At 52.9% G+C, this 23,036-nt stretch carries 18 protein-coding genes and 1 tRNA gene; 15 read left to right on the plus strand and 4 right to left on the minus strand.

Annotated elements, in window-relative coordinates:
* Positions 1 to 229: 229 nt before the first annotated feature.
* Together clpP and P0X86_RS00695 are read right to left on the minus strand one after the other, a co-directional pair.
* Positions 230 to 826, minus strand: a complete 597-nt coding sequence (clpP, locus tag P0X86_RS00690) for an ATP-dependent Clp endopeptidase proteolytic subunit ClpP (RefSeq protein ID WP_009593635.1) — start codon at positions 824 to 826, stop codon at positions 230 to 232.
* Positions 827 to 988: 162 nt separating this feature from the next.
* A tRNA-Arg gene (locus P0X86_RS00695) sits at positions 989 to 1,063 on the minus strand.
* Between the two features lie 257 nt (positions 1,064 to 1,320).
* Between P0X86_RS00695 and P0X86_RS00700 the strand changes: the two genes are divergently transcribed.
* The 14 genes from P0X86_RS00700 (at position 1,321) to P0X86_RS00765 (ending at position 19,466) form a co-directional block, all read left to right on the plus strand.
* Positions 1,321 to 2,364 carry a sugar-binding transcriptional regulator gene (locus P0X86_RS00700; RefSeq protein ID WP_009593661.1) on the plus strand — a complete coding sequence of 348 codons (1,044 nt, stop codon included), beginning with the start codon at positions 1,321 to 1,323 and terminating at the stop codon, positions 2,362 to 2,364.
* A gap of 100 nt (positions 2,365 to 2,464) precedes the next feature.
* Positions 2,465 to 3,469 carry a type I glyceraldehyde-3-phosphate dehydrogenase gene (gene gap / locus P0X86_RS00705; RefSeq protein ID WP_009593640.1) on the plus strand — a complete coding sequence of 335 codons (1,005 nt, stop codon included), beginning with the start codon at positions 2,465 to 2,467 and terminating at the stop codon, positions 3,467 to 3,469.
* A gap of 195 nt (positions 3,470 to 3,664) precedes the next feature.
* Entirely contained in the window at positions 3,665 to 4,846 is a 1,182-nt protein-coding gene (locus P0X86_RS00710; RefSeq protein ID WP_012818437.1) for a phosphoglycerate kinase, read from the plus strand.
* Between the two features lie 79 nt (positions 4,847 to 4,925).
* Positions 4,926 to 5,678 (plus strand): triose-phosphate isomerase, encoded by a 753-nt coding sequence (tpiA, locus tag P0X86_RS00715; RefSeq protein ID WP_012818438.1) that lies wholly within the window; start codon positions 4,926 to 4,928, stop codon positions 5,676 to 5,678.
* Positions 5,679 to 7,223 carry a 2,3-bisphosphoglycerate-independent phosphoglycerate mutase gene (gene gpmI, locus P0X86_RS00720; protein WP_277747493.1) on the plus strand — a complete coding sequence of 515 codons (1,545 nt, stop codon included), beginning with the start codon at positions 5,679 to 5,681 and terminating at the stop codon, positions 7,221 to 7,223. It begins immediately after the preceding gene.
* A 49-nt stretch (positions 7,224 to 7,272) separates the two neighbouring features.
* Complete coding sequence (gene eno / locus P0X86_RS00725; RefSeq protein WP_009593642.1) at positions 7,273 to 8,562, plus strand: phosphopyruvate hydratase; 1,290 nt, start codon at positions 7,273 to 7,275, stop codon at positions 8,560 to 8,562.
* 298 nt (positions 8,563 to 8,860) lie between these two features.
* Entirely contained in the window at positions 8,861 to 10,711 is a 1,851-nt protein-coding gene (locus tag P0X86_RS00730) for an S-layer homology domain-containing protein (protein ID WP_277747494.1), read from the plus strand.
* A gap of 300 nt (positions 10,712 to 11,011) precedes the next feature.
* Positions 11,012 to 12,796: a sensor histidine kinase gene (locus P0X86_RS00735; protein WP_213579914.1), complete on the plus strand. Its 1,785-nt coding sequence runs from the start codon at positions 11,012 to 11,014 to the stop codon at positions 12,794 to 12,796.
* 70 nt (positions 12,797 to 12,866) lie between these two features.
* Positions 12,867 to 13,493, plus strand: coding sequence for a response regulator (locus P0X86_RS00740; RefSeq protein ID WP_277747495.1), 627 nt, complete (start codon positions 12,867 to 12,869; stop codon positions 13,491 to 13,493).
* Positions 13,490 to 13,678, plus strand: coding sequence for a helix-turn-helix transcriptional regulator (locus P0X86_RS00745; protein ID WP_277747496.1), 189 nt, complete (start codon positions 13,490 to 13,492; stop codon positions 13,676 to 13,678). Before P0X86_RS00740 ends, P0X86_RS00745 begins: the two co-directional genes overlap by 4 nt.
* Before the next feature lie 152 nt (positions 13,679 to 13,830).
* Entirely contained in the window at positions 13,831 to 15,162 is a 1,332-nt protein-coding gene (locus tag P0X86_RS00750; protein WP_277747497.1) for an ABC transporter substrate-binding protein, read from the plus strand.
* A 274-nt stretch (positions 15,163 to 15,436) separates the two neighbouring features.
* Entirely contained in the window at positions 15,437 to 16,318 is an 882-nt protein-coding gene (locus P0X86_RS00755; protein ID WP_009593631.1) for a carbohydrate ABC transporter permease, read from the plus strand.
* Between the two features lie 12 nt (positions 16,319 to 16,330).
* Positions 16,331 to 17,158, plus strand: a complete 828-nt coding sequence (locus P0X86_RS00760) for a carbohydrate ABC transporter permease (protein ID WP_012818444.1) — start codon at positions 16,331 to 16,333, stop codon at positions 17,156 to 17,158.
* A gap of 52 nt (positions 17,159 to 17,210) precedes the next feature.
* Positions 17,211 to 19,466 carry an FAD-dependent oxidoreductase gene (locus P0X86_RS00765; protein WP_277747498.1) on the plus strand — a complete coding sequence of 752 codons (2,256 nt, stop codon included), beginning with the start codon at positions 17,211 to 17,213 and terminating at the stop codon, positions 19,464 to 19,466.
* 170 nt (positions 19,467 to 19,636) lie between these two features.
* Here the strand turns inward: P0X86_RS00765 and P0X86_RS00770 are convergent, their stop codons facing one another.
* The gene (locus P0X86_RS00770; RefSeq protein WP_277747499.1) at positions 19,637 to 20,521 is read right to left on the minus strand and encodes a LysR family transcriptional regulator; all 885 of its coding nucleotides are present in this window, start codon (positions 20,519 to 20,521) and stop codon (positions 19,637 to 19,639) included.
* Positions 20,522 to 20,630: 109 nt separating this feature from the next.
* On the opposite strand from P0X86_RS00770, the gene aroC reads away from it, so the two are divergent.
* A complete protein-coding gene (aroC, locus tag P0X86_RS00775; protein WP_277747500.1) occupies positions 20,631 to 21,689 on the plus strand; it encodes a chorismate synthase in 1,059 nt (352 codons plus the stop codon).
* A 109-nt stretch (positions 21,690 to 21,798) separates the two neighbouring features.
* On the opposite strand, the gene P0X86_RS00780 is transcribed toward aroC, so the two are convergent.
* A complete protein-coding gene (locus P0X86_RS00780) occupies positions 21,799 to 22,923 on the minus strand; it encodes an NADH:flavin oxidoreductase (RefSeq protein WP_096777153.1) in 1,125 nt (374 codons plus the stop codon).
* Between the last annotated feature and the right edge of the window lie 113 nt (positions 22,924 to 23,036).

Here is a 23,036-nt window from a genome sequence, read left to right on the forward strand (position 1 = left end):
TCTTTATGTTTTATTGAAAAAATCGTACCGAAGTGAGAGTATCCTTGGAGGAGCAACGCGTTCGCCTTTGGAATCGGGAAACCTCCTTATTTAATCATTCATGTTTCCCGATTTCAACAGCGACCGAAGGGGATACTCTCACTATTTAGTATTCGAAGTTTTCGATGAATCCAGAGGATAAGAAAAGGCAGGCACCGGATAACGGCGCCTGCCCTTTACTTCATTTCTTTTATAAACCTTGCGGCGGTGTGTTTTCCAGTACTTGATCGATCAGGCCATACTCTTTGGCTTCGTCAGCCGTCATGAAGTAGTCGCGATCCGTGTCCTTCTCGATGCGCTCCAGCGGTTGGCCGGTGCGTTCGGACAGGATGCGGTTCAGCTTGTCGCGCATTTTGAGAATGCGGCGGGCACGGATTTCAATATCCGTGGCTTGACCTTGTGCGCCGCCGAGCGGCTGGTGAATCATGATCTCGCTGTTAGGGAGACCGTAGCGTTTGCCTTTGGCGCCTGCGTTAAGCAGGAATGCGCCCATGGAAGCAGCCATGCCGACACAGATCGTCGAGACGTCCGGCTTGATGAACTGCATCGTATCGAATATCGCCATACCTGCGGTAATGGAACCGCCAGGGCTGTTGATGTAAAGATGAATATCCTTCTCGGGATCCTCAGCCGACAAGAACAGCATTTGGGCAATGATGGAATTGGCGACCACGTCATTTACGTCGGAGCCGAGGAAGATAATGCGGTCTTTCAGCAATCTGGAATAGATGTCGTACGCCCGCTCACCGCGGTTGCTTTGTTCAACGACCATAGGTATAAAACTCACGTGGAAAACCTCCTCTTAAGTACCTCATATAAATACTGTTACCGTATTACCCACATGATAAACAATTTAAATCAAAAAGTCAAAGAAAGTCAAACTATTGAGTAAAAAAAAGAGCCGTTATGGGCACTATAGGGTAATCAGTATAGAGAATAAATGTTATAATGGCGCGCCCGCGAGGAATCGAACCTCGATCTCAGGCTCCGGAGGCCTACGTCATATCCATTGGACCACGGGCGCACAAAAATCAGCAACGAAGTTGATTATACCGCATCTATTTCAAAAATACAATAGCGGACAAAACTTTGTTCCTATTATATAGACGAGCCGGTAGTTGGCCATAATGTATAAGAATGCCTGGGGTAGAGAAATATACTTTCGGACACTTGCAACCGGCATGATTATTGGTTAGAATAAGGGTGGGACTTAAAAAGTTTAACTGGGACATTTTACGACCAGGTAGGAGAGCCGAGACGAAGTTTGCAGGAGTGGAATGCATGCGTAACCTATTAGAAATACAAGAGCAACTTCTGCCGGATCTGATGGACACTCTTAAACGAAGGTATACCATCCTTCATCAGATCAAGTTGTCCGGAATTGTTGGCCGAAGAACACTGGCTTCATCGTTATCGATGACCGAGCGTGTTCTCAGAGCAGAGACTGATCTTCTGAAAGCGCAAGGGCTGATCGAGATTGAAACGCTCGGCATGCGGATCAGCGGCTCAGGGATATGCTTGCTGGAGGAGTTGGAACCGGTCATGAATGAGTTGTTCGGACTGGTTGAACTGGAAGAGAAGATTCGTCAGGCTTACGGGCTTCGTAAAGTGGTCATTATTCCCGGTGACAGCGAGTCATCTCCGGAAGTCAAACGTGAGCTTGGCCGGGCCGGAGCAAGAACGCTGCTTAACTTTGTCCAGGATGGAGATACGATTGCCGTAACAGGCGGCTCCACGCTCGCCGAAGTGGCAGAGCAGATGTCCTCTTTGCCTGGCGGCGAACCGTTGACAAGCACTTGGTTTGTGCCGGCGCGTGGCGGCCTCGGGGAGAGCATGGAGATTCAAGCGAACACCATCGCTTCCAAAATGGCTAAGCGCGTTGGGGCTGAGTACCGATTGCTTCATGTTCCGGATCTGCTCAGCGAGGATGCTTATCAATCGTTGGTTCAGGATCAGCACATCCAGGAGATCGTGGATGTGATCAGGCGCAGCCGCGTCATTATTCACGGCATCGGGGATGCCATGGAGATGGCCAGACGGCGGAAGCTGGATGAAGGCTCTATCCGGAACTTACAGGCAGATGGCGCGATCGCGGAATCCTTCGGCTATTATTTCAGTGAAGATGGCGAAGTTGTCCACAAAATGCTTACCCTTGGACTCCGGCTTGAGGATATTATGCGGACGGAGACCATCATCGGCATTGCTGGAGGGCAAGGCAAGGGCAAAGCGATTCACGCGGTGCTGAAATTCGGACACGAGGACATTCTCGTTACGGATGAAGCCGCAGCATTGGAAGTCGAGAAGGAAATTGACGCCGGCATCTGAGTCCGCGGGCGTACAACAGATTTTTCATTTTTTGTTGTCTTGATTGGCTTAACGGCCAATCTTGAATATATAAATTTTACAAATATGGAGGGAACTACTCATGGTTAAAGTAGGTATTAACGGTTTTGGACGTATTGGACGTAACGTATTCCGCGCTGCGCTGAACAACAGCGAAGTTGAAATCGTGGCAATCAACGATTTGACGGACGTAAAAACGCTGGCACACCTTTTGAAATATGACACCACTCACGGCAGACTGAATGCAACTGTTGAAGCTAAAGAAGGCGCACTCGTTGTAAACGGCCGCGAAGTGAAAGTATTCGCTGAGCGTAACCCTGAAGCATTGCCTTGGGCTGAGTACGGCGTTGAAATCGTTGTAGAATCCACTGGTATTTTCACAGCGAAAGACAAAGCTTCCGCTCACTTGAAAGGCGGCGCTAAGAAAGTTATCATCTCCGCTCCAGCTACTGACGAAGATATCACCATCGTTATGGGCGTTAACGAAGACAAATACGATGCAGCTAACCATACTGTAATCTCCAACGCTTCTTGTACAACAAACTGCTTGGCTCCTTTTGCTAAAGTTCTTGACGAGAAGTTCGGTATCGTTAAAGGCATGATGACTACGGTTCACTCCTACACGAATGACCAGCAAGTGCTTGATCTTCCGCACAAAGACCTGCGTCGTGCTCGTGCAGCTGCCGAAAACATCATTCCATCCACAACAGGTGCTGCTAAAGCGGTTAGCCTCGTTCTGCCACAATTGAAAGGCAAATTGAACGGTATGGCAATGCGTGTACCTACGAAGAACGTTTCCGTAACGGACCTCGTAGTTGAGCTGTCCCAAAACGTAACCCTTGAAGATGTAAACGGAGCTCTGAAAGCAGCTGCTGAAGGCCCGCTGAAAGGCATCTTGAACTACTCCGAAGAGCCGCTTGTATCCAGCGACTACAATGGCGATCCAGCTTCTTCCACTATCGATTCGCTCTCCACTATGGTAGTTGGCGACAACATGGTGAAAGTTGTTTCTTGGTATGACAACGAGTGGGGCTACTCCAACCGTGTCGTTGACCTCGCTGCTTACATCGCAAGCAAAGGTCTGTAATTGATCTAGCCATTCAATCGAAGAGGAGTTCCGTTCACGGGTCTCCTCTTTGGTTCATGGTTTTTCCTTGTTTTCATGCCAGAGCACTGGGAAGAATAGATAAGAATCCGGGCGCTGGTTAGACGATAGAGAGAGATACGAGAGCAACTGCATGCTGTCGGTGAGGAGAATAGTTTTCTTAGGAGGAACGTGGAGATGAACAAGAAAAGTGTACGTGATGTAGAAGTAAGCGGCAAACGGGTGTTTGTCCGCGTCGATTTCAATGTACCGCTCGAAGATGGTAAAATTACAGACGACACTCGTATTCGCGAGACTTTGCCGACGATTAAGTATCTGGTGGAGCAAGGAGCGAAAGTCATCCTGGCCAGCCACATGGGTCGTCCCAAAGGAGAGGTCGTAGAATCTTTGCGCCTGACTCCGGCGAGTCAGCGTCTGTCGGAACTGCTCGGCAAACCGGTAGCCAAAGCGGATGAAGCGGTAGGAGAAGCCGTTAAAGCTCAAGTCGAGAAGCTGCAAAACGGCGATGTGCTCGTACTTGAAAATGTTCGTTTTTACCCTGGTGAAGAGAAGAATGATCCGGAACTTGCGAAGCAATTCGCTGAGCTGGCCGATCTGTTCGTGAACGACGCGTTTGGTGCTGCTCACCGCGCGCACGCTTCGACAGAGGGGATTGCTCATCATCTTCCGGCCGTATCGGGATTGTTGATGGAGAAAGAGCTGTCCGTTCTCGGCAAAGCCCTTTCGAATCCGGACCGTCCTTTTACCGCCATCATCGGTGGATCGAAGGTTAAGGACAAAATCGACGTGATCGACAACCTGCTTACGCTTGCTGACAATGTCATCATCGGCGGTGGACTTGCTTACACGTTCTTCAAAGCTCAAGGCCATGAAATCGGTCAATCTCTGCTTGATAAAGAGAAGCTTGATGTGGCACTCGGTTTCATCGAAAAAGCCAAAGAGCTGGGCAAAAACTTCTACCTGCCGGAAGATATCGTCGTTACGGACGAATTCAGCGCAGACGCCAATACCAAGGTCGTTGATATCGACGGCATCCCAGCCGATTGGGAAGGCGTTGACATCGGTCCTAAGACTCGTGCCAAGTATGCAGAAGTGATCAAGAACTCCAAACTTGTCGTGTGGAACGGTCCTATGGGTGTATTCGAAATCGCTCCGTTCAGCAACGGTACTCGTGAAGTGGCACAGGCCTGTGCGGAAACGGAAGCTTACACGATTATCGGCGGCGGCGACTCGGCTGCAGCAGCGGAGAAATTCGGCCTTGCCGACAAGATGGATCACATCTCGACAGGCGGCGGCGCATCTCTTGAGTTCATGGAAGGCAAAGCACTTCCTGGTGTTGTGGCACTGAACGATAAATAGAATGAGGAACTGCATTGGATAGCAAGTGGATGAAGTTTGGACCCTGGAGAATCTTCGGGGGAATAAAGGAGTGAATCGTGTGAGAACACCTATCATAGCTGGTAACTGGAAAATGTTCAAAACTGTTCCGGAAGCAACTTCATTTATTGAAGATGTGAAGGGCAAAGCGGAAGTAGAAGGCGTGGAAAGCGTGATCTGCGCGCCGTTTACCAATCTTCCTGCATTGGTTGAAGCGGCAAAGGGCACGAACATCAAAATCGGTGCACAAAATCTTCATTTCGAAGACAATGGCGCCTTTACGGGTGAAATCAGCGGCTTGATGCTGAAAGACCTGGGCGTGGACTACGTCATTATTGGACATTCCGAGCGCCGCCAGTATTTTGCTGAAACCGATGAGATCGTGAACAAGAAGGTACATGCGGCATTCCGTCATGGTCTTCTTCCGATCGTATGCGTTGGCGAGAAGCTGGAAGAACGCGAAGCCGGCCAAACCAAAGACGTGTGCAAAGTACAAACGGAAGCAGCGTTCGCAGGTGTTCCTGCTGATCAAGCGGTTCATGTCGTTATTGCTTACGAGCCAATCTGGGCAATCGGAACGGGCAAATCCTCCACGGCAGAGGATGCGAACGAAGTCATCGCCTATATTCGCGAACTCGTTAAAGGTCTGTACGGCGAAACCGTTGCAGACCAAGTCCGCATTCAATACGGCGGCAGCGTGAAGCCTGAAAATGTAGCGGAGTATATGGGACAAAGCGACATCGACGGCGCGCTCGTTGGTGGTGCAAGTCTACAACCTGCTTCCTACATCGCACTCGTTGAGGGGGCGAAGTAAATGTCTGCTCCAAAACCCGTAGCTCTGATCATCATGGACGGTTTCGGGCTTCGCAACACCGAGGTGGGCAATGCGGTCGCTCAAGCGAACAAGCCTAACTACGACCGGTATTTGAAGCAATATCCGAACACCACGTTGACCGCTTGCGGCGAAGCCGTAGGCTTGCCGGAAGGTCAAATGGGGAACTCCGAAGTGGGTCACTTGAACATCGGCGCAGGCCGGATCGTGTATCAGGATTTGACCCGCATCACGAAGTCGATTCGCGAAGGAGAATTCTTCGAGAACGAAACGCTGGTGGAAGCCGTTCGCGCTGCCAAGAACAACAACAAGAAGCTGCATCTGTACGGGCTGGTATCCGACGGTGGCGTTCACAGTCACATTGAGCACATGTTTGCGATGCTGGATCTTTGCAAGAAGGAAGATTTCCATGACGTATACATCCATGGTTTCATGGATGGACGCGACGTGGCACCGGACAGCGGCAAGCAGTTCGTTAAGGATCTGATTGCGAAGATTGAGGAAGTGGGCGTTGGCCAAATCGCTACGCTTTCCGGTCGTTACTACGCAATGGACCGCGACAAGCGTTGGGACCGCGTCGAGAAGGCTTACCGTGCGATGGTGTACGGCGAAGGCCCTAAATATACGGATCCGCTGAAAGCCATCACCGAATCCTACGAGAAATCGGTTTATGATGAATTCGTAGAGCCGACCGTCATGGTAAATGGCGCGGGAGAACCGGTAAGTCTGGTGGAGAGCGGAGATTCCGTCATCTTCCTGAACTACCGCCCTGACCGTGCGATCCAGCTGTCCCAAGTGTTCACGAACAAAGATTTCCGTGGTTTCGATCGCGGACCGAAGTTCCCGCAAAGCTTGCATTTTGTCTGCTTGACGCTGTTCAGCGAGACGGTGGAAGGCTTCGTCGCCTACAAGCCGAAGGATCTGGACAACACGCTGGGCGAAGTGTTGGTTCAGCACAACAAGAAGCAGCTTCGCATTGCGGAAACGGAGAAGTACCCGCACGTGACGTTCTTCTTCAGCGGCGGACGCGATGTTGAGCTTCCAGGCGAAACGCGCGTATTGATCAACTCGCCGAAAGTGGCGACGTACGATCTGAAGCCGGAGATGAGCGCCTATGAGGTGGCGGATGCTTGCGTGAGAGAAATCGAAGCGGATAAGCATGACGCGATCATCTTGAACTTCGCGAACCCGGACATGGTAGGTCACTCCGGTATGCTGGAGCCTACCGTTAAAGCGGTAGAAACCACCGACGAGTGCGTTGGCAAAGTGGTGAATGCCGTTCTTGCCAAAGGCGGCGTGGTTATCATTACGGCTGACCACGGAAATGCGGACATGGTATTCGATGAGAATGGCCGTCCATTCACCGCGCATACCACGAACCCGGTTCCGTTCATCGTAACGGATGAGAACGTAACGCTGCGTGAAGGCGGTATTCTGGCCGACATCGCGCCAACGATTCTTGATCTGATGGGGCTGCCGAAGCCTGACGAGATGACGGGAACCTCCATGATTGCAGCACGTAAATAAGTAGTTCATAATGGAACATAAACATAACATTTCAAAGGAGACTATACACATGACTATTATTTCTGATGTATATGCACGCGAAGTCCTTGACTCCCGCGGCAATCCAACCGTAGAGGTTGAAGTATACCTGGAATCCGGTGCAATCGGTCGCGCTATCGTTCCATCCGGTGCTTCCACTGGCGTTCACGAAGCGGTTGAGCTTCGCGACGACGACAAATCCCGTTACCTGGGCAAAGGCGTTCTGAAAGCCGTTGAGAACGTGAACGAAATCATCGCTCCTGAAGTGATCGGCATGGACGCTCTGGACCAGCTCGGCATCGACAAGCTGATGATCGCTTTGGACGGTACGCCAAACAAAGGCAAATTGGGTGCGAACGCCATCTTGGCCGTATCCATGGCTGTAGCTCGCGCTGCTGCTGATGCTTTGGATCTTCCGCTGTATGTATACCTTGGCGGATTCAACGCCAAACAACTTCCAGTACCTATGATGAACATCGTGAACGGTGGCGCTCACGCGGACAACAACGTTGACGTACAAGAATTCATGGTATTGCCTGTTGGCGCACCTAGCTTCAAAGAAGCTCTTCGCATGGGCGCTGAAATCTTCCACAACCTGAAATCCGTTCTGAAGGGCAAAGGCCTGAACACGGCGGTTGGTGACGAAGGCGGCTTCGCTCCTAACTTCACGTCCAACGAAGATGCACTGTCTTCCATCATCGAAGCGATCGAAAAAGCCGGCTACAAGCCAGGCGAAGATGTATTGCTGGGTATGGACGTTGCTTCCACCGAGTTCTTCAAAGATGGCAAGTATGTTCTGGAAGGCGAAGGCAAATCCTTCACGCCGGCAGAATTCGTTGACCTGCTCGCTTCTTGGGTAGACAAATACCCGATCGTAACCATCGAAGACGGATGCTCCGAGGACGATTGGGAAGGTTGGAAATTGCTCACCGAGAAATTGGGCAACAAAATTCAACTCGTGGGTGACGACCTGTTCGTTACGAACACGGAGCGTCTGGAAAAAGGCATCAACGAGGGTATCGGTAACTCCATCCTGATCAAAGTAAACCAAATCGGTACATTGACTGAAACTTTCGATGCGATCGAAATGGCAAAACGCGCAGGATACACGGCTGTCATCTCCCACCGTTCCGGTGAGTCCGAGGACAGCACGATTGCTGATATCGCAGTGGCTACTAACGCAGGCCAAATCAAAACGGGTGCTCCTTCCCGTACCGACCGTGTGGCGAAATACAACCAATTGCTTCGCATCGAAGACCAATTGGGCGAGCTTGCTCAATACAACGGCTTGAAGTCGTTCTACAACCTGAAGCAAAAATAATTGAAATAAGAGAAAGCCCGGCTCCTGCTTTTGAGGGAGCTGGGCTTTTTTTGCATTTATTTGAGGAGCCGGGGCGTTAGGGCTGCACACTTGATAGGGAGCTGTGGGGCGGTGCGTATATCGGCTCCGGTTGCTGTTAAAATCGGGAAGCTGAAATGAAATAAGCTGTGCGACGACCGAAATACTCTATTAGATCTACAAGCCTATCTTTTTATAGTTCAAGTTTCCTATATTTGCCGTTATAATGATGAAGACGGAAGTTATAGGAAAAATACTAGAAGTAAGGTGGCTTGAATCTATGAAACGATCACTCCAACGATCGAGAAAATGGCTGATTCTGCCTGCGGCTATGCTGATCGCAGCAGTCTTATCGGCCCCCGATGCCCATGCAGCTGACGTTCAGCAGCTGACGGGAGATCGAACGAAGCAGGATATCCTGAATAAATGGCAGCAGTACAAACCCATGGATACCGGCACATCCTACATGGGGCCTGAACGAATTTACATGGAATCGCCAAGCGTCGCCGTACCCTATAAGGCAGGGACGATAAAACCGGAATATATCGAGGACGGCATTCGCGCCGTCAACTTTGTAAGGTACCTATCCGGCCTGCCCGATGACGTGACGGCCAACCCTTCGCTTGCAGGGCAGCAGCAGGCGGCAGCGCTTGTAAACGCTCTGCATCAAAAGCTGAGCCATTATCCAACCATGCCGGCCGGCATGGACGATTCGCTGTACGCTTCAGCGAAGGAAGGAGCGAGGACAAGCAACCTTTACGGGGGCAGCCCGACCTTTTATGACAATGTCCTTGGTTATATGGCGGATAGCGGGGCTACGAATATCGATCGCGTCGGACACCGCCGGTGGATCATCAATCCGGAGATGAAACAGACCATGTTCGGTATGGTACATACCGCCAACAACGTTGCCTATGCGTCGATGTACTCGATGGACAAGGGCCGCCCGGCTTCCGAAGTTCAGTATGATTACATCGCCTGGCCGTCTGCAGGATATTTTCCGGAAGAGGTTTTTAAGACAAACGATCCATGGTCGGTGTCGCTGAACCCGCAAAAGTATGACCGGACAAGAACGGATCAGATTCAAGTGAAATTGACCCGTGTCAGGGACGGGAAAGAGTGGAGCTTTGACAAAAGCGACAACGATAAATCGGGCAAATATTTCAATGTGCAGACCAGCTATTACGGCGTGCCTTTTGCCGTCATTTTTAGGCCTGACGGCATAGGCGATTTTGCGCCGGATGATGCCTTCACCGTTCAGATCACGGGTCTATATAGCGCTTCCGGAAGCGCGGCACAGGTTGAGTTCACCACGACGTTTTTCAAAATGATGCCTGGTTTGTTGGCCCGCTACGATATTCAGCTTCAAAAGGGGGAAACCCTTCAAATGGGCCTCACCGACGGACTGCAGACCAGCGGCAATACGTTCAAAAGCGGAGATAACCGGATCGTGGAGATTGATGCAAACGGCAAGGTCAAAGCCGTAGGCAAGGGATCGACATGGATCTCTGTCAATGATTATCTGGAGTCAAGAAGCCGGGTCCACGTTAACGTGAATGACGGTCCGGCTGATGGCAAAGTGAGTAACTGGGCTCAAGCGGATTACATGAAGGCAAAAGCGAATGGCATTATCGGCTGGCCGTTTGACCGATCCTACCAGCAGCCGATTACCAGAGTGGAGTTTACGGAGATGGCGGTACATATGATCGAGACCATGCTGGGACAGGATCTTTATATGGACGTCACCGGCGTTAAGACCCCGTTTAAGGACGTCGATGATTGGACCGTGACGTGGGCAAACCAAAACGGTATCATCAACGGCACATCGCCGCAATCCTTCTCGCCGCGAGCGACCATCACCAGAGAACAGGCTGCCGCGCTGATCCTTCAGGTGTATGCCAAGACGAATGAATTGAAAGGCAGAGCGGCATCAACCGGATCCGTTTCGGCTTCTCGGTTCGCGGACGACAGCAGCATCTCGCCATGGGCGAAGGAACAAGTATACCAAGCGATAAACCTCTCTTTAATGAACGGCATGGCCAAGAATCAGTTTAACCCGAAAGGGGAGCTCACCTTTGAGCAGACGTATGTGCTGCTGTTAAATTGCTTTGAAATGCTGATGGAAAAGTAAGTCCTTAAATCCGATATCAAATGCAACACGCATGATCGGGAGTGGCTGACCTCGACGTTAGCGGGCGCGATCGTTAACGCGCTTGAGCACGAAATGCGTTGATGCAATCGATGAGGACCAAGCTCTCTCGGAGAGTTTGGTCTTTTTTGTCTGATAAAAATAGAACAAATCTACACATCCACTGCGCCTGCCCCCGGCATCGACCGCACATATCCATGCAATTTCAGGCATTGTCATTCTCAAGCGAACCGGTGCTGATATAATTGAAGAACAAGCGAGCGAAAAGGAGAGTGCGGGAGGGTGCTGAACCGAATACGATCCCTGTTTCCACACAAGCTGAAATACCGTCTGTTTGCCGCGTTCGTTCTGGTCATACTGCTTCCTTTCGGCATTTTGAATTTGTACAACTACCAGCGGATCGAGACCTTGGTCCAGGAGAAAATCAGCCAGCAGAGCCACAGCCAGCTGGAGCAGATGTATCGAACGCTGGAGGATCAGTTGAGCGTAGCCTTCAAAACGCTGATATTTCTGGAGCAAGATTCGACGGTGGCCTCCGTGCTGACCCATCCCGGGCAGCGGCAGGGACTCGAGAACAAAAACCTGATGGAGGAAAAGTTCAAAAATTTGAACAACAGCTTTTTCCTATATAATCCGTCAGTCTACTTCACGATTCTCGACTTTCATGGCAACGCTTACACTTCTTATTCTCCCAGGGAGGCCCTCGATTACAGGAAACTGCGGGACAACCCTGGCTTTGATAGGGAACAGATGGATGGCGTGTCGTATCATTGGGTTTCCAGCGATGCGAACTACGTGCTGCGGGATATCTCGACGAGTCCTTACCTGCTGTCGCTGTACGCTTACATGGAAACTCCCCGCAACAAGCCGTACGGCATGGCCCGGATCAGCATCGACTACTCCTTCTGGTTTCAATCGGTATTGAAGCAGTCGACGCTGCGGCAGGAGTATTTCTTGATTACGAGCGCTGGCGAGAACGTATCCCAATCGATCTTGAACAGCAGTCTGACCGGCGAGGTGAAAGCCAGGATTGCGGCCGAGCCCAGGCAGAAGTATTTTATCGATAAAACCTCCAACACCCTGGTGAATTACATTTACGTGGAATCGCTGGATTGGTATATCGTGAACCGGATTCCGCTGACGGTGCTCTTTAACGAGATCGAGGAGCTGAAGCGCCAATATTTCATGACCTTTTTCCTGCTGACCGGCGCTTTCCTCATCATGACCTTCATTATTGCCGCCACGATTACCCGGCCGTTATCCCATTTGCAGAATAAGATGAAGGCGGTTGTCCGCAACAATCTGAAGATCCGTCTGCCGGAGCACAAGTTCCGGGGCGAGATTCTGGAGCTGACGCAGACGTTCAATTCCATGCTCAACGACATGGATATGCTGATTCAGCGATTGAAGGCCGAGGAAAGGCAGAAGGAAGCGGTGCATTTTCATATGCTTCTGGCTCAGATGAACCCGCATTTTCTGCTCAATACGCTAAATACGGTCAAGTGGAGTGCCATTCGCCACGGGAATGAGGATATCACGAATATCACCCTGTCACTCGGCAAGCTGCTGGAGGCGAGCCTGAATACGGAGAAGGATCTGGTGCACCTGAAGGATGAAATCGAGCTGGTGCAGGCTTACGTCCATATTCAGCAGGTGCGTTATAATCACCGTTTTGACGTGACCTTTGCGTATGATGAGGACATCCTCTATGCGCTTGTGCCCAAGCTCTGCCTGCAGCCGCTCGTGGAGAATGCCATCCTACACGGAATCGGGCCGCTGCCGGAGCAGGAGGGTCTCATTGAAATTACGGTTACCCGGGAGGGACCGAATCGATTGGCGGTGGAGATCAAGGACAACGGCGTCGGCATGGAGCAGTCCCGGCAGGCGGGCGGAATGCGTAAACGTCCGGGCATCGGTCTCAACAATGTGCAAGAGCTGCTGCGGCTGCTATTTAAGGAAGAGGGCAGCATGGAGATTATTTCTTCGGAGCGGGGAACGCGAATTCGATTTTCTATCCCGCTGTTAATCTCAACGCCTTATCAGAACGATCACTTGATTTCATCATAACGGGCAGATTATTCGCCTCTGGCCTATGTAGGCTTGGAACCGGATTGAAAGCTGCGAGGAGGAGAGACCTATGTGGAAGGTGCTGCTGGTGGAGGATGAGGTGTTTGTGCGAGAGTCCGTGCGGGAGATCATCGCGTGGGAGGAGCTTGGATTCAAGGTGGTGGGAGAGGCAGGCAACGGCGCCGAAGCGCTGGAGATGATCCGGAGCAATCCGCCCGATCTCGTGCTGACCGATATCGTGATGCCGGAGATGGACGGCGTGGAGCTCCTCCGCAGAACCCGGGAAGAAGGGTATGCCTCAAAGTTCGTGATGCTGACCTGCATGAGTGAATTCGAGTATGTCCGGCAAGCGATGGAATACGGGGCATCCAACTATATCCTGAAGCTGTCGATGAGCGTGAATACGCTGAGGGAGACGCTGCACAAAATGAATGCCGAGCTGACCAAGAGTAACCCGAGCCCGAACCCAAGCCAACCTGTTTCGATTCCGGTCGCGTCCACGGAGACGGTGCCGCCACAACCGGCGCATCATGCCTCCCCCGAGGAAATCACGTCGCACCCGGAAGTACAGAAAATATTGCAGTACATCCATAAGCACTACGAGCAGGACATTACGGTAAAATCGATGTCGGGCTACGTGATGATGGGCGAGAATTACGTCAGCGCGCTCTTCAAAAAAAGACCGGACGCACCTTGATTCATTATTTGCACCAGGTCCGGGTGGATAAAGCCATCGCGTATTTGCTTCAAACCGACCTCCCTGTTCACGAGATCGGCCTTCGGGTGGGGTTCGTGAACGACAATTATTTTATAAAGATATTCAAGCGGTTGACCGGCTTCACGCCGAGCAAATACAGACAACACAACAAAGACGCTAAATAGAACGATTCCATGCAGGGCATAGGATTCGCCGAAACAGGAATTCCATCGTTTTGTTCCATTATCTGAATGGATATGTAGCTTAAAAGCGGCTCCCGTTCCCTGCTACGATGAGAGGGCATCACACCAATATGATTCTCGGGGAGGTCTCTAATGTGAGAAATAAAAAAGGATGGGCGATGCTTCTCATCGGCGTATTGCTAATGGGTCTTCTTGCAGGCTGCGGCGGCAAAACAGCGTCATCCGCGAATGAGGGACAAGGAACGGACAATTCGAAAGCGCCTTCATCAGGCGATCCGGTCAAACTAACCATGTGGGGCGGCGTACCGCCGGAGGCCGGACCGCAAGAGGTCATCGACGCGTGGAATGCCGAGCATCCCGATATTCAAGTCGAGTATGTCCGCTACGTCAATGACGATGACGGGAACCTGAAGCTCGATACAGCCATGATTACAGGGCAGGATGTCGACCTGTTCGTGAATTACACGCTTTCTCAAACGTCCAAACGGGTGGAGTCCAATTTGGCCTTGGATCTGAGCCAATTCGACGATTACAATATCGACGAGAAAATGGGGCCCGACGCCGAAGGCTGGAAAATCAACGGGAAGTATTACGGGATGCCGACCACGAAAAGCGCCTTCTTCGTCGCGCTGAACAAGGATGCCCTTGATGCGGCCGGCCTGCCCGTTCCGAAGGACTGGACGTGGGATGAACTGCGCGAATATGCCAAGAAGCTCAAAGTCGGCAATAACTACGGATTTATTCAAAATATGGAGCCGTTCGTCGATCCGATTGATTCGGTGTTATCGCAAGAGGGGTACACCAAGGCGGACGGAACTTCGAATCTGGACCACCCGCTGGTCAAAAAATGGCTGGAAACCCTGAACGTCATGATGAAGGAGGACAAGACCACGCCGCCGCTCGGAGAGCAGCTGACTTCCAAAATGCCGGTGGAGCAAGTGTTCCTGAGCGGGGAAGTGCCTATGCTGAATATCGGGGCTTGGCTGCTGCGAAGCTCGAATAACTTTACGGATTTTCCGCGCGACTTCACCATCGCGTTCGCCCAAGTGCCGAGATTAACGGACAGTGCGGACAGCTACGTGACAAGGGGCGGACTCGGTGATTACATCTCCATTAATGCCAAATCCAAAAAACAAGCGGAAGCTTGGGAATTCCTGAAGTGGTATGCGGACGGAGGCATGGCTCCTATGGCTGCGGGCGGAAGATTGCCGGCTTCGAAGGACGCCGATCAGGATGAGGCGTTAAACAACCTGCTCGGTGATAAGAAAGACACGTATGACCTGGATTCCTTGATGCACGTCTTGTTCGAAGACAAAACGCCTACGTACGTTAGGAGCTTGCCGCAAGAGGTGATGGATATGCGGGCTCAGGAGTATGAGAAGTATTTCCTTAACGCCCAATCGCTCGATCAAACGCTGGAGGCCATGGTGAACCGGCACAATACGTTTTTAAAAGAAGGCAAATAAGGAGCTGTCGGCTCCAATAGAAGGGGACTATCGCTTCGGGCGGAGGTCCCCTTTTTGTTCGGCTTCGACACTGCCTATCTCGGCATGATCCGGGCTGGGGAGTTGATTGCCGCTTTTTTCTCGTCAGCCATAGAACAAATCTACGGAGACGTTGAAATTCACACCCCTGCAATTGCATACTTCTGTAGCATAAATTCAAAGGTTTTGTTCCTTATCCCCGCTTGGTCCCGACTGCTATGCTTGAGATGAAAAAGACCAAGAGGAGTGGGGCTATGTGAAAACATCCTGGATGAAACGGCAACAGTATCTCGGCTATCTGTTTATAGGGCCAAACATGGTCGGCGTGATGCTGTTTTTTATTGTGCCAGCCTTGTATTCGTTCTATCTCATGTTTACGGACTACAAATTTATGAGCTCGGACACGAAGTTCGTGGGCCTGGCCAACATTCAAAAAATGCTGGGCGACGAGGTCTTCTACATTTCGATCAAAAATACGCTGTTCTTTCTGTTATCCGTTCCTATATCGATCGGACTGGCTTTCATCGTCGCCGTGGTTCTGAACCGCTCGGTGTATTTAAAAAAGCTGCTCCGCGCCTTATATTTCATGCCTTACATCACCAGCGGCGTCGCCGTGGCTTTCGTATGGATGCTGCTGTTCCATCCGAATAACGGCCCGATCAACGGAATCCTCAAGTCGTTCGGGATAACCAATCCCCCGGGATGGCTGTCCACCATGGATTCGTCCATGTATGCCATCGACATCATCTGGATCTGGTTCATGCTCGGTTATAACATGATCATCTACCTGGCCGCGCTGCAGGAGGTCTCAACGGAGCTGCTGGAGGCTGCCAAAATCGACGGGGCCCGCGCCTGGCAAACGGTTCGCAGCATCCTGTGGCCGCTCGTCAGCCCCACGACCTTCCTGCTGCTTATTACCGGTCTCATTATGACCATCAAGCAGTTCGGGATCATTCAAGCCATTACGCAAGGGGGCCCGGGCAACAGCACCACCGTGTTATCCCTGTTCATATACCAGAATGCCTTCCGCTACTACGAAATGGGTTATGCATCCGCGATCTCCTGGGCGCTGTTCTTGATCATCATGATCTTCACCGTCATTCAATGGATCGGCCAGAAGCGCTGGGTTCACTATTAAGGAGGAAGGACAATGACCAAAGCCTTATACACCAAAATAATCGTCACGTTCATTATGCTGTTCTTCAGCGTGGTTATGATCGTTCCTTTCCTCTGGATGATCAGCACCTCGTTCAAGATGCCGGCGGAAGTATTCCAGTACCCGATTAAGTGGATTCCCGCCCAATTCATGTGGGATCATCATGTGAAAGTGTGGACCGGAGCGAACAGCTTTGGCCACTACTACCTCAACTCGCTTAAAGTCGCCTTGATCAGCACCGTCGGCGCGGTATTGCTGTCCGCTTTAGCCGCTTACGGTTTTGCCCGGATCGAGTTCAAGGGACGGAATGCCATGTTCATGATCTATTTGTCGATGATGATGGTCCCTCCTCAGGTCCTGTTTGTGCCGAAGTTCATCATGTTCGACTGGGTCGGCATTTACAACACGCATTGGGCTCTGATATTGCCGGGCGTATTCACGATATTCGGGGTGTTCATGATGCGGCAGTTCTTCCTCTCCGTACCGCATGAAATTTCGGAAGCTGCCTTTATCGACGGAGCAGGACATTTCCGCATTTTTTCCCGGATCATTCTGCCGATGGCGAAACCCTCGCTGGCCACGCTGGCCATTATCGATTTCTCCTGGCACTGGAACGATTACGAGAACGCCTTGGTATTCTTGATCGATCAGGATCTGTATACCGTTCCGCTGGGGCTGCAAAATTTCATCCTCGAAAATACGGTGGATTATAACGGCATGATGGCGGCGGCGACCGCAGGTATCATTCCGATGATTCTCGTGTTCCTGATCGGTCAGAAATATATCATTCAGGGCGTGGCGAGCTCGGCTGTAAAAGGATAGCCCATAATCCATGTCCACAGATGAGCTGGACGAAAATGAAAGGAGAAAGAGCATGAGAAACGAAACGGAAGTAAGCGACATAACGGTGATTGGCGGCGGTTTGGCAGGGGTCTGCGCGGCGGTGGCGGCCGCGAGGCTCGGACAAAAGGTAGCGCTCGTGCAGAACCGCCCGGTTCTGGGCGGCAACTCCAGCAGCGAGGTGCGCGTATGGGTATGCGGCGCGACGGCCCACGGGATCAACCGCTATGCCCGGGAAACCGGCATTATGGGCGAGATGTTCGTGGAGAACCAGTACCGGAATCCGGACGGCAACCCGTATCTATGGGATTTGATCGTGCTGGAGACCGTGCGGGCCGAGCCGAACATCACCCTGTTCTTGAATACGGACGTGCATGAGGTAGAAGCGGACGGAGATTCTGACGCGCGGCAGATCCGTTCGGTTACCGGTTGGATGATGGGCTCGGAGCGGCGCATCCGGTTTGAGAGTCCCGTGTTCCTGGATTGCACGGGGGACGGGCTGGTCGGATTCCTGGCGGGAGCGAAATACCGGCTCGGACGGGAAGCGCGCGATGAATACGGGGAAGAGTGGGCGCCGGAGACGGCGGACGATGTGACACTCGGCAGCACGCTGCTGTTCTACACGAAGGATGCCGGACATCCGGTAAATTTCGTGCCGCCCGTCTTTGCCAAGGATATTACGCAGACGCCGATCCCGATCAAACGGGTCATCCGCAGCGGCGACTCGGGCTGCCATTACTGGTGGATCGAATGGGGCGGCGAGCTCGACACCGTGCATGACAATGAGCGCATCCGCGATGAGCTGTGGTCAGTCATATATGGCATATGGGACTATATCAAAAATTCCGGCAAATTCGATGCCGCCAATATGACGCTAGAGTGGGTCGGTGCCCAGCCGGGCAAGCGGGAATACCGCCGGTTTGTCGGCGACTATGTGCTCACGCAAAACGATATTATGGCCCAAGAGCCGTTCGAGGACCGGGTGGCCTTCGGCGGCTGGTCGATCGATCTGCATCCGCCGCAGGGCATGTACGCCGAAGAGAGCGGCTCGAAGCATATGCATGCGGACGGGAATTACCATATACCGTTCCGCAGCCTGTACTCGGCGAACGTGGCCAACCTGTTGTTCGCCGGGCGCAACATCAGCGCCACCCACGGGGCCTTCGGCACCACGCGGGTGATGGCGACCTGCGCCGTCCTGGGCGAAGCGGCCGGCACGGCTGCAGCGCTGTGCGTCCAGCACGGCCTCTCCCCGGGCGAGCTGTCCCGCAGCCGGAGCGGGGAGCTTGGGCAGACGCTGCTGAAGCAGGATGCCTCCGTGCTCGGGGTTGCAAACCGCGATCCGCTGGATCTGGCCCGAAGCGCCAAGGTCAGCGCATCGTCCCACCTGTCCAGGATCGCGATCGAGGAGGCGGAGGCGCCTTACCCGCTGGAGCGGGACATCGCCGTGCTGATGCCGGCCGATCCGGGGCTGGCGGGCGAGGTGGCATGGCTGGTGGATGCGGAGCAGGAGACCGACATGATGGTGGAGGTTTGGAGCACGGGACGTCCGGAGAATTACGTGCCGGCCGCGTTAGAATTTCGCACCTCCGTCCGGATCATGCCGGGGCAGGGACAGTGGGTCCCCGTCCAGCTGGATTGGCAGCCGGCGGAGCCGCAGAACGCCTTTATCATCGTGCGCAAAAATCCGGATCTGACGCTGTATTTGTCGTCTAAGCCGATGAGCGGGCTGCTTGCCTTCGAACGGGGGGCGCCAGCCCGCGTCTCCAAGGAGTTGGAAGACCATGATGACAGCCAGCCGGTGGTGGAGTGGAGCATGAAGGGGCTGGTCCGCAAGCTGTTCTGCCTGCGGTCGGCGATCGGTTCAAGGGCGTATCAACCGGAGCATGTCATTGATGGATACAAGCGTCCTTACGGCGGTCCGCATATGTGGGTATCGGAGCGAATCGCAGACGGGGAGACGCCTTGGTTGAAGCTGGAGTGGAAGGAAGTGCAGTCGGTCCGCGAGATTCACCTGATCTTCAACGATGATGTCAACGAGGATCTGATCAATCTGCATCATCATCGTACGCCGTTCGACATCATCCCTGAGCTGGTCCGTGCCTACAGACTAGAAGCGCTGGATTCGGAAGGGAAGTGGATCACCCTTGCCTCGGAGGCGTTGAACCGCCGCCGGAGAACTGTCCACCGTTTGGAGGAGCCCGTTCCATGCGCGGCGCTTCGATTGGTGGTGGAGCGCACGAACGGCTCTGATTATGCCGAGGTTATTGAAGTGAGGGCTTACGGTTAGTTTTTCAAAGCTAACAGCTCTTGTGTGTATTCAACAGGTGCTTAGCCTGCCTGGATAGGATTTGATGAGCAGACAAGCTTATATCTGCTAAACCGTAGTCAATACAAACGAAGCAAAGGCAGCCGTTCATCCGGCTGCCTTGTTCAGTTGGGAATGTCGGCGGAAGATCGTCAGTTCTGCTGCAGCATCTCCAAAAATGCTCCTGCCGCCAGCGATGGCGACTGGTGCTTCCGAACGGAGACGCCGATATATCGATCCGGTAACCGAGTATCTGTTCGAAGCTCCAGCAAGGAACCCTCCGCGATGCGGGGCGAGACAAAGGCCCGCGGCAAGAAGGCTGTTCCATAACCGCGCTCGGCAAATTCCGCTAACATGTCCAGGCTGTTCAACTCGAAGTCGGCCTCCACTTCCACCCCTTGCGATCGGAACCACCCTTCGATGAAGGATCGGGTCGAGCTGCCAGGGGATAACAACAAGAGGGGAAGCTCCGTCAATTCTTCCGTCCGTAGAGGCCTGCGAGCCCAATCTGCGAAGGCCGTTCCAACCACGGCGCAATAAGGCGAAGTACGGGAGTCGATGATATGGATTTCCTCGTCCGATACGGGAAGGTGAACAAAGCCGAGATCCAACGAGCCTTTCTTTAAGCGCTCCACGATGCTGCTGGTTCGCTCCTGTGACAGCTGGATGCGGATGTCGGGATAGCGGGCATGGAATCGGTCGAGCAAGGAGAGGAGAAAGTCCTTAACGATAGCCCCGTTCGCGCCGATCCTCAGCCTGCCTTCGCCGAACTGCTTCAGCTTCTTCAAGCGGCGCTCGCCTGAATCGAGTTCGTCAAAGGCTTGCCGGACATGCTGATACAGGGCTTGGCCTTCTTGCGTCAGGCGGACGCCCTTGGATAATCGGTCGAACAGGCCCACGCCGAGCGCTTCTTCCAGCTGTTTGATGGCATAACTCACAGAAGGCTGCGTCATATGGAGGTTTTGAGCGGCTTTCGTCAAATTGGACGTCTCGGCGGCATGAAGAAACACCCGATACCATTCGGTGTTGGTGATCATTTGTCATCAATCCTCTCTATGGCATCTCTACGATATTACGATTTCATTTATTTCAACTATACCCTTAAACTAAATGAAAAGGAATCGAAAGTATTCGGGAGGTAGGGACATGGCAGGAAGCACGTTTGGAGAACGATTGAAAATGACTACGTTCGGGGAATCGCACGGAGAAGCAGTCGGCGTCATTTTGGAGGGCGTCACGCCTGGCGTTGAGCTGGATGAGGCCTACATCCAGATTCAGATGGATCGCAGAAGGCCGGGGCAATCCTCCGTTACGACTCCCCGCAAGGAATACGATAAGATCCGCATTGTATCCGGGCTATTCGAGGGGAAAACCACGGGCACGCCACTGTGCATCATGCTGAACAACACCGACATGCGCCCGTCGGCATACGACACCATCAAATCGGCCTATCGGCCCGGGCACGCGGATTTCACTTATGAGAAAAAATACGGGATACGCGACTATCGAGGAAGCGGAAGAGCTTCGGGAAGGGAGACGGCTGCGCGAGTGGCTGCCGGTGCCGTGGCGCGCAAGCTTCTGGAACGTCGGGGGGTCTCGATCCTGGCCTATACGACTGAGATCGGTGGCATCCGATGCGAGCAATTCGACGTCGATGCCATCGAACGCAATGCTGTACGGGCATGTGATCCTGAAGCGGCCGTTCGCATGATCGAGAGGATAGAACGACTGGCCGAAGAGGGCGACAGCTGCGGGGGGATCGTCGAATGTCGAATTAGCGGTATTGCCCCAGGACTGGGGGAGCCCGTATTCGACAAGCTTGACGCTGAGCTGGCGAAGGCGATGTTGTCCGTGGGAGCGATTAAGGGCATCGAATTCGGGACGGGCTTCCAAGCCGCCTCCATGCGGGGAAGCGAACATAACGACCAGATGGACGCGGAGGGATTTCGGACGAACCATGCCGGCGGGATCATCGGCGGGATCAGCACCGGGGCGGACATCGTGTTCCGAGTCGTCGTCAAGCCGACTTCCTCCATTTCGATCCCCCAACGGACAGTCGATGTGGAGGGTAATGAACGGGAGATAACGACGATCGGCAGGCACGATCCCTGCATCTGTCCCCGTGTCGTACCCGTGATCGAAGCGATGGCTTGCATGGTCATCGAGGATCATTACAAACGTCAAGCCGCTTTGCATGACGAATAGCCATGAACAGCATACGGCAAAAAAACCGGAAGCAGTCTGCTTCCGGTTTTGTATTTGAAGATCTAATGCGGCGCTCAGGTCCCAAGGGGGCTGGGGAGCTGAAATCGCATTAAACCAGGGTTTGCAAGGATTCCGGCGTGAAAGGGGCAAGCTCGTCGAAACGCCCGTCTCGAACCTTGGCAGCCCATTGCGGATCCGCCAGCAGAGCACGGCCGACGGCAACCAGGTCAAATTCATTTTCCTCAAGACGATTCAGCAGCTCTTCGAGGTCTCTTTGGCCGGCACCCTTACCTTGGGTGAAGAGGCTGGTGAATACTTCATCGAGACCGACGGAACCGACGGTGATGACCGTTTTTCCAGTCAGCTTCTTGGCCCATCCGGCAAAGTTCAGGTCAGAGCCTTCAAATTCAGGCTCCCAGAAGCGGCGGGTCGAGCAGTGGAATATGTCGACGCCAGCGTCTGACAGCGCGGTTAACAACTGCCCTAGCTTTTCAGGCGTATCTGCCAGCTTGGCTTCATATTGGGTCGTCTTCCATTGGGATAGACGGATGGCAACAGGGAAGTCAGGACCCACCGCTTGACGGACTGCCTTTACGACTTCGATCGCAAAGCGGGCACGCTTCAGCATGTCGCCTCCGTATTCATCGGTACGCCGGTTCGTTCTTTCCCAGAGGAATTGGTCGATCAGGTAACCGTGGGCACCATGGATTTCTACGCCGTCAAAGCCAAGGCGTTTGGCATTCGCGGCTGCATCGGCATAAGCTTGAATCACCTGCTCGATTTCATCCTTGGTCATGGGTTTCGTGACGACGTTGCCGTCCAGGTCAAGTCCGGATGGCCCGATCGGAAGTGCTTCCGGGTTAGGCTCGGCACCTAGCGGTCTTGTCATGCCGATGTGCCAAATTTGCGGCATGATCTTACCGCCGGCTTCATGGACCTGACGGACCACCTCGGCCCAGCCGTTCAATGCGGCCTCTCCATGGAAATTAGGTATATTAGGGTTATCGGTAGCCGCCGGGTGGTTAATCAGCGTTCCTTCGGTAATGATCAATCCGACGCCGTTCTCCGCACGCCGGCGGTAGTAAGCGGCCACATCCGGGCCCGGAACGCCATTCGGGGAGAAGCCTCGGGTCATGGGAGCCATCACCACGCGGGAAGGCAGGGTAAGGTTACCGATGGTATAGGGCTCGAATAGGGATGCGGTGGATCGGATACTTTGATTTTGGTTGCTCATGTATGGAATCCTCCAATATGTTTAATATGCTTTTCTGTATTTTCATAAAAATAGATATATATGATAAAAAGAAAGAGCTTTTAAGCTTAATCTTCAGGTTGATTTGCTTTTTA

Origin of the sequence: Paenibacillus sp. BR1-192 (assembly GCF_029542445.1) — a bacterium.
Classification (GTDB): Bacteria; Bacillota; Bacilli; order Paenibacillales; family Paenibacillaceae; genus Paenibacillus_AQ; species Paenibacillus_AQ lautus_A.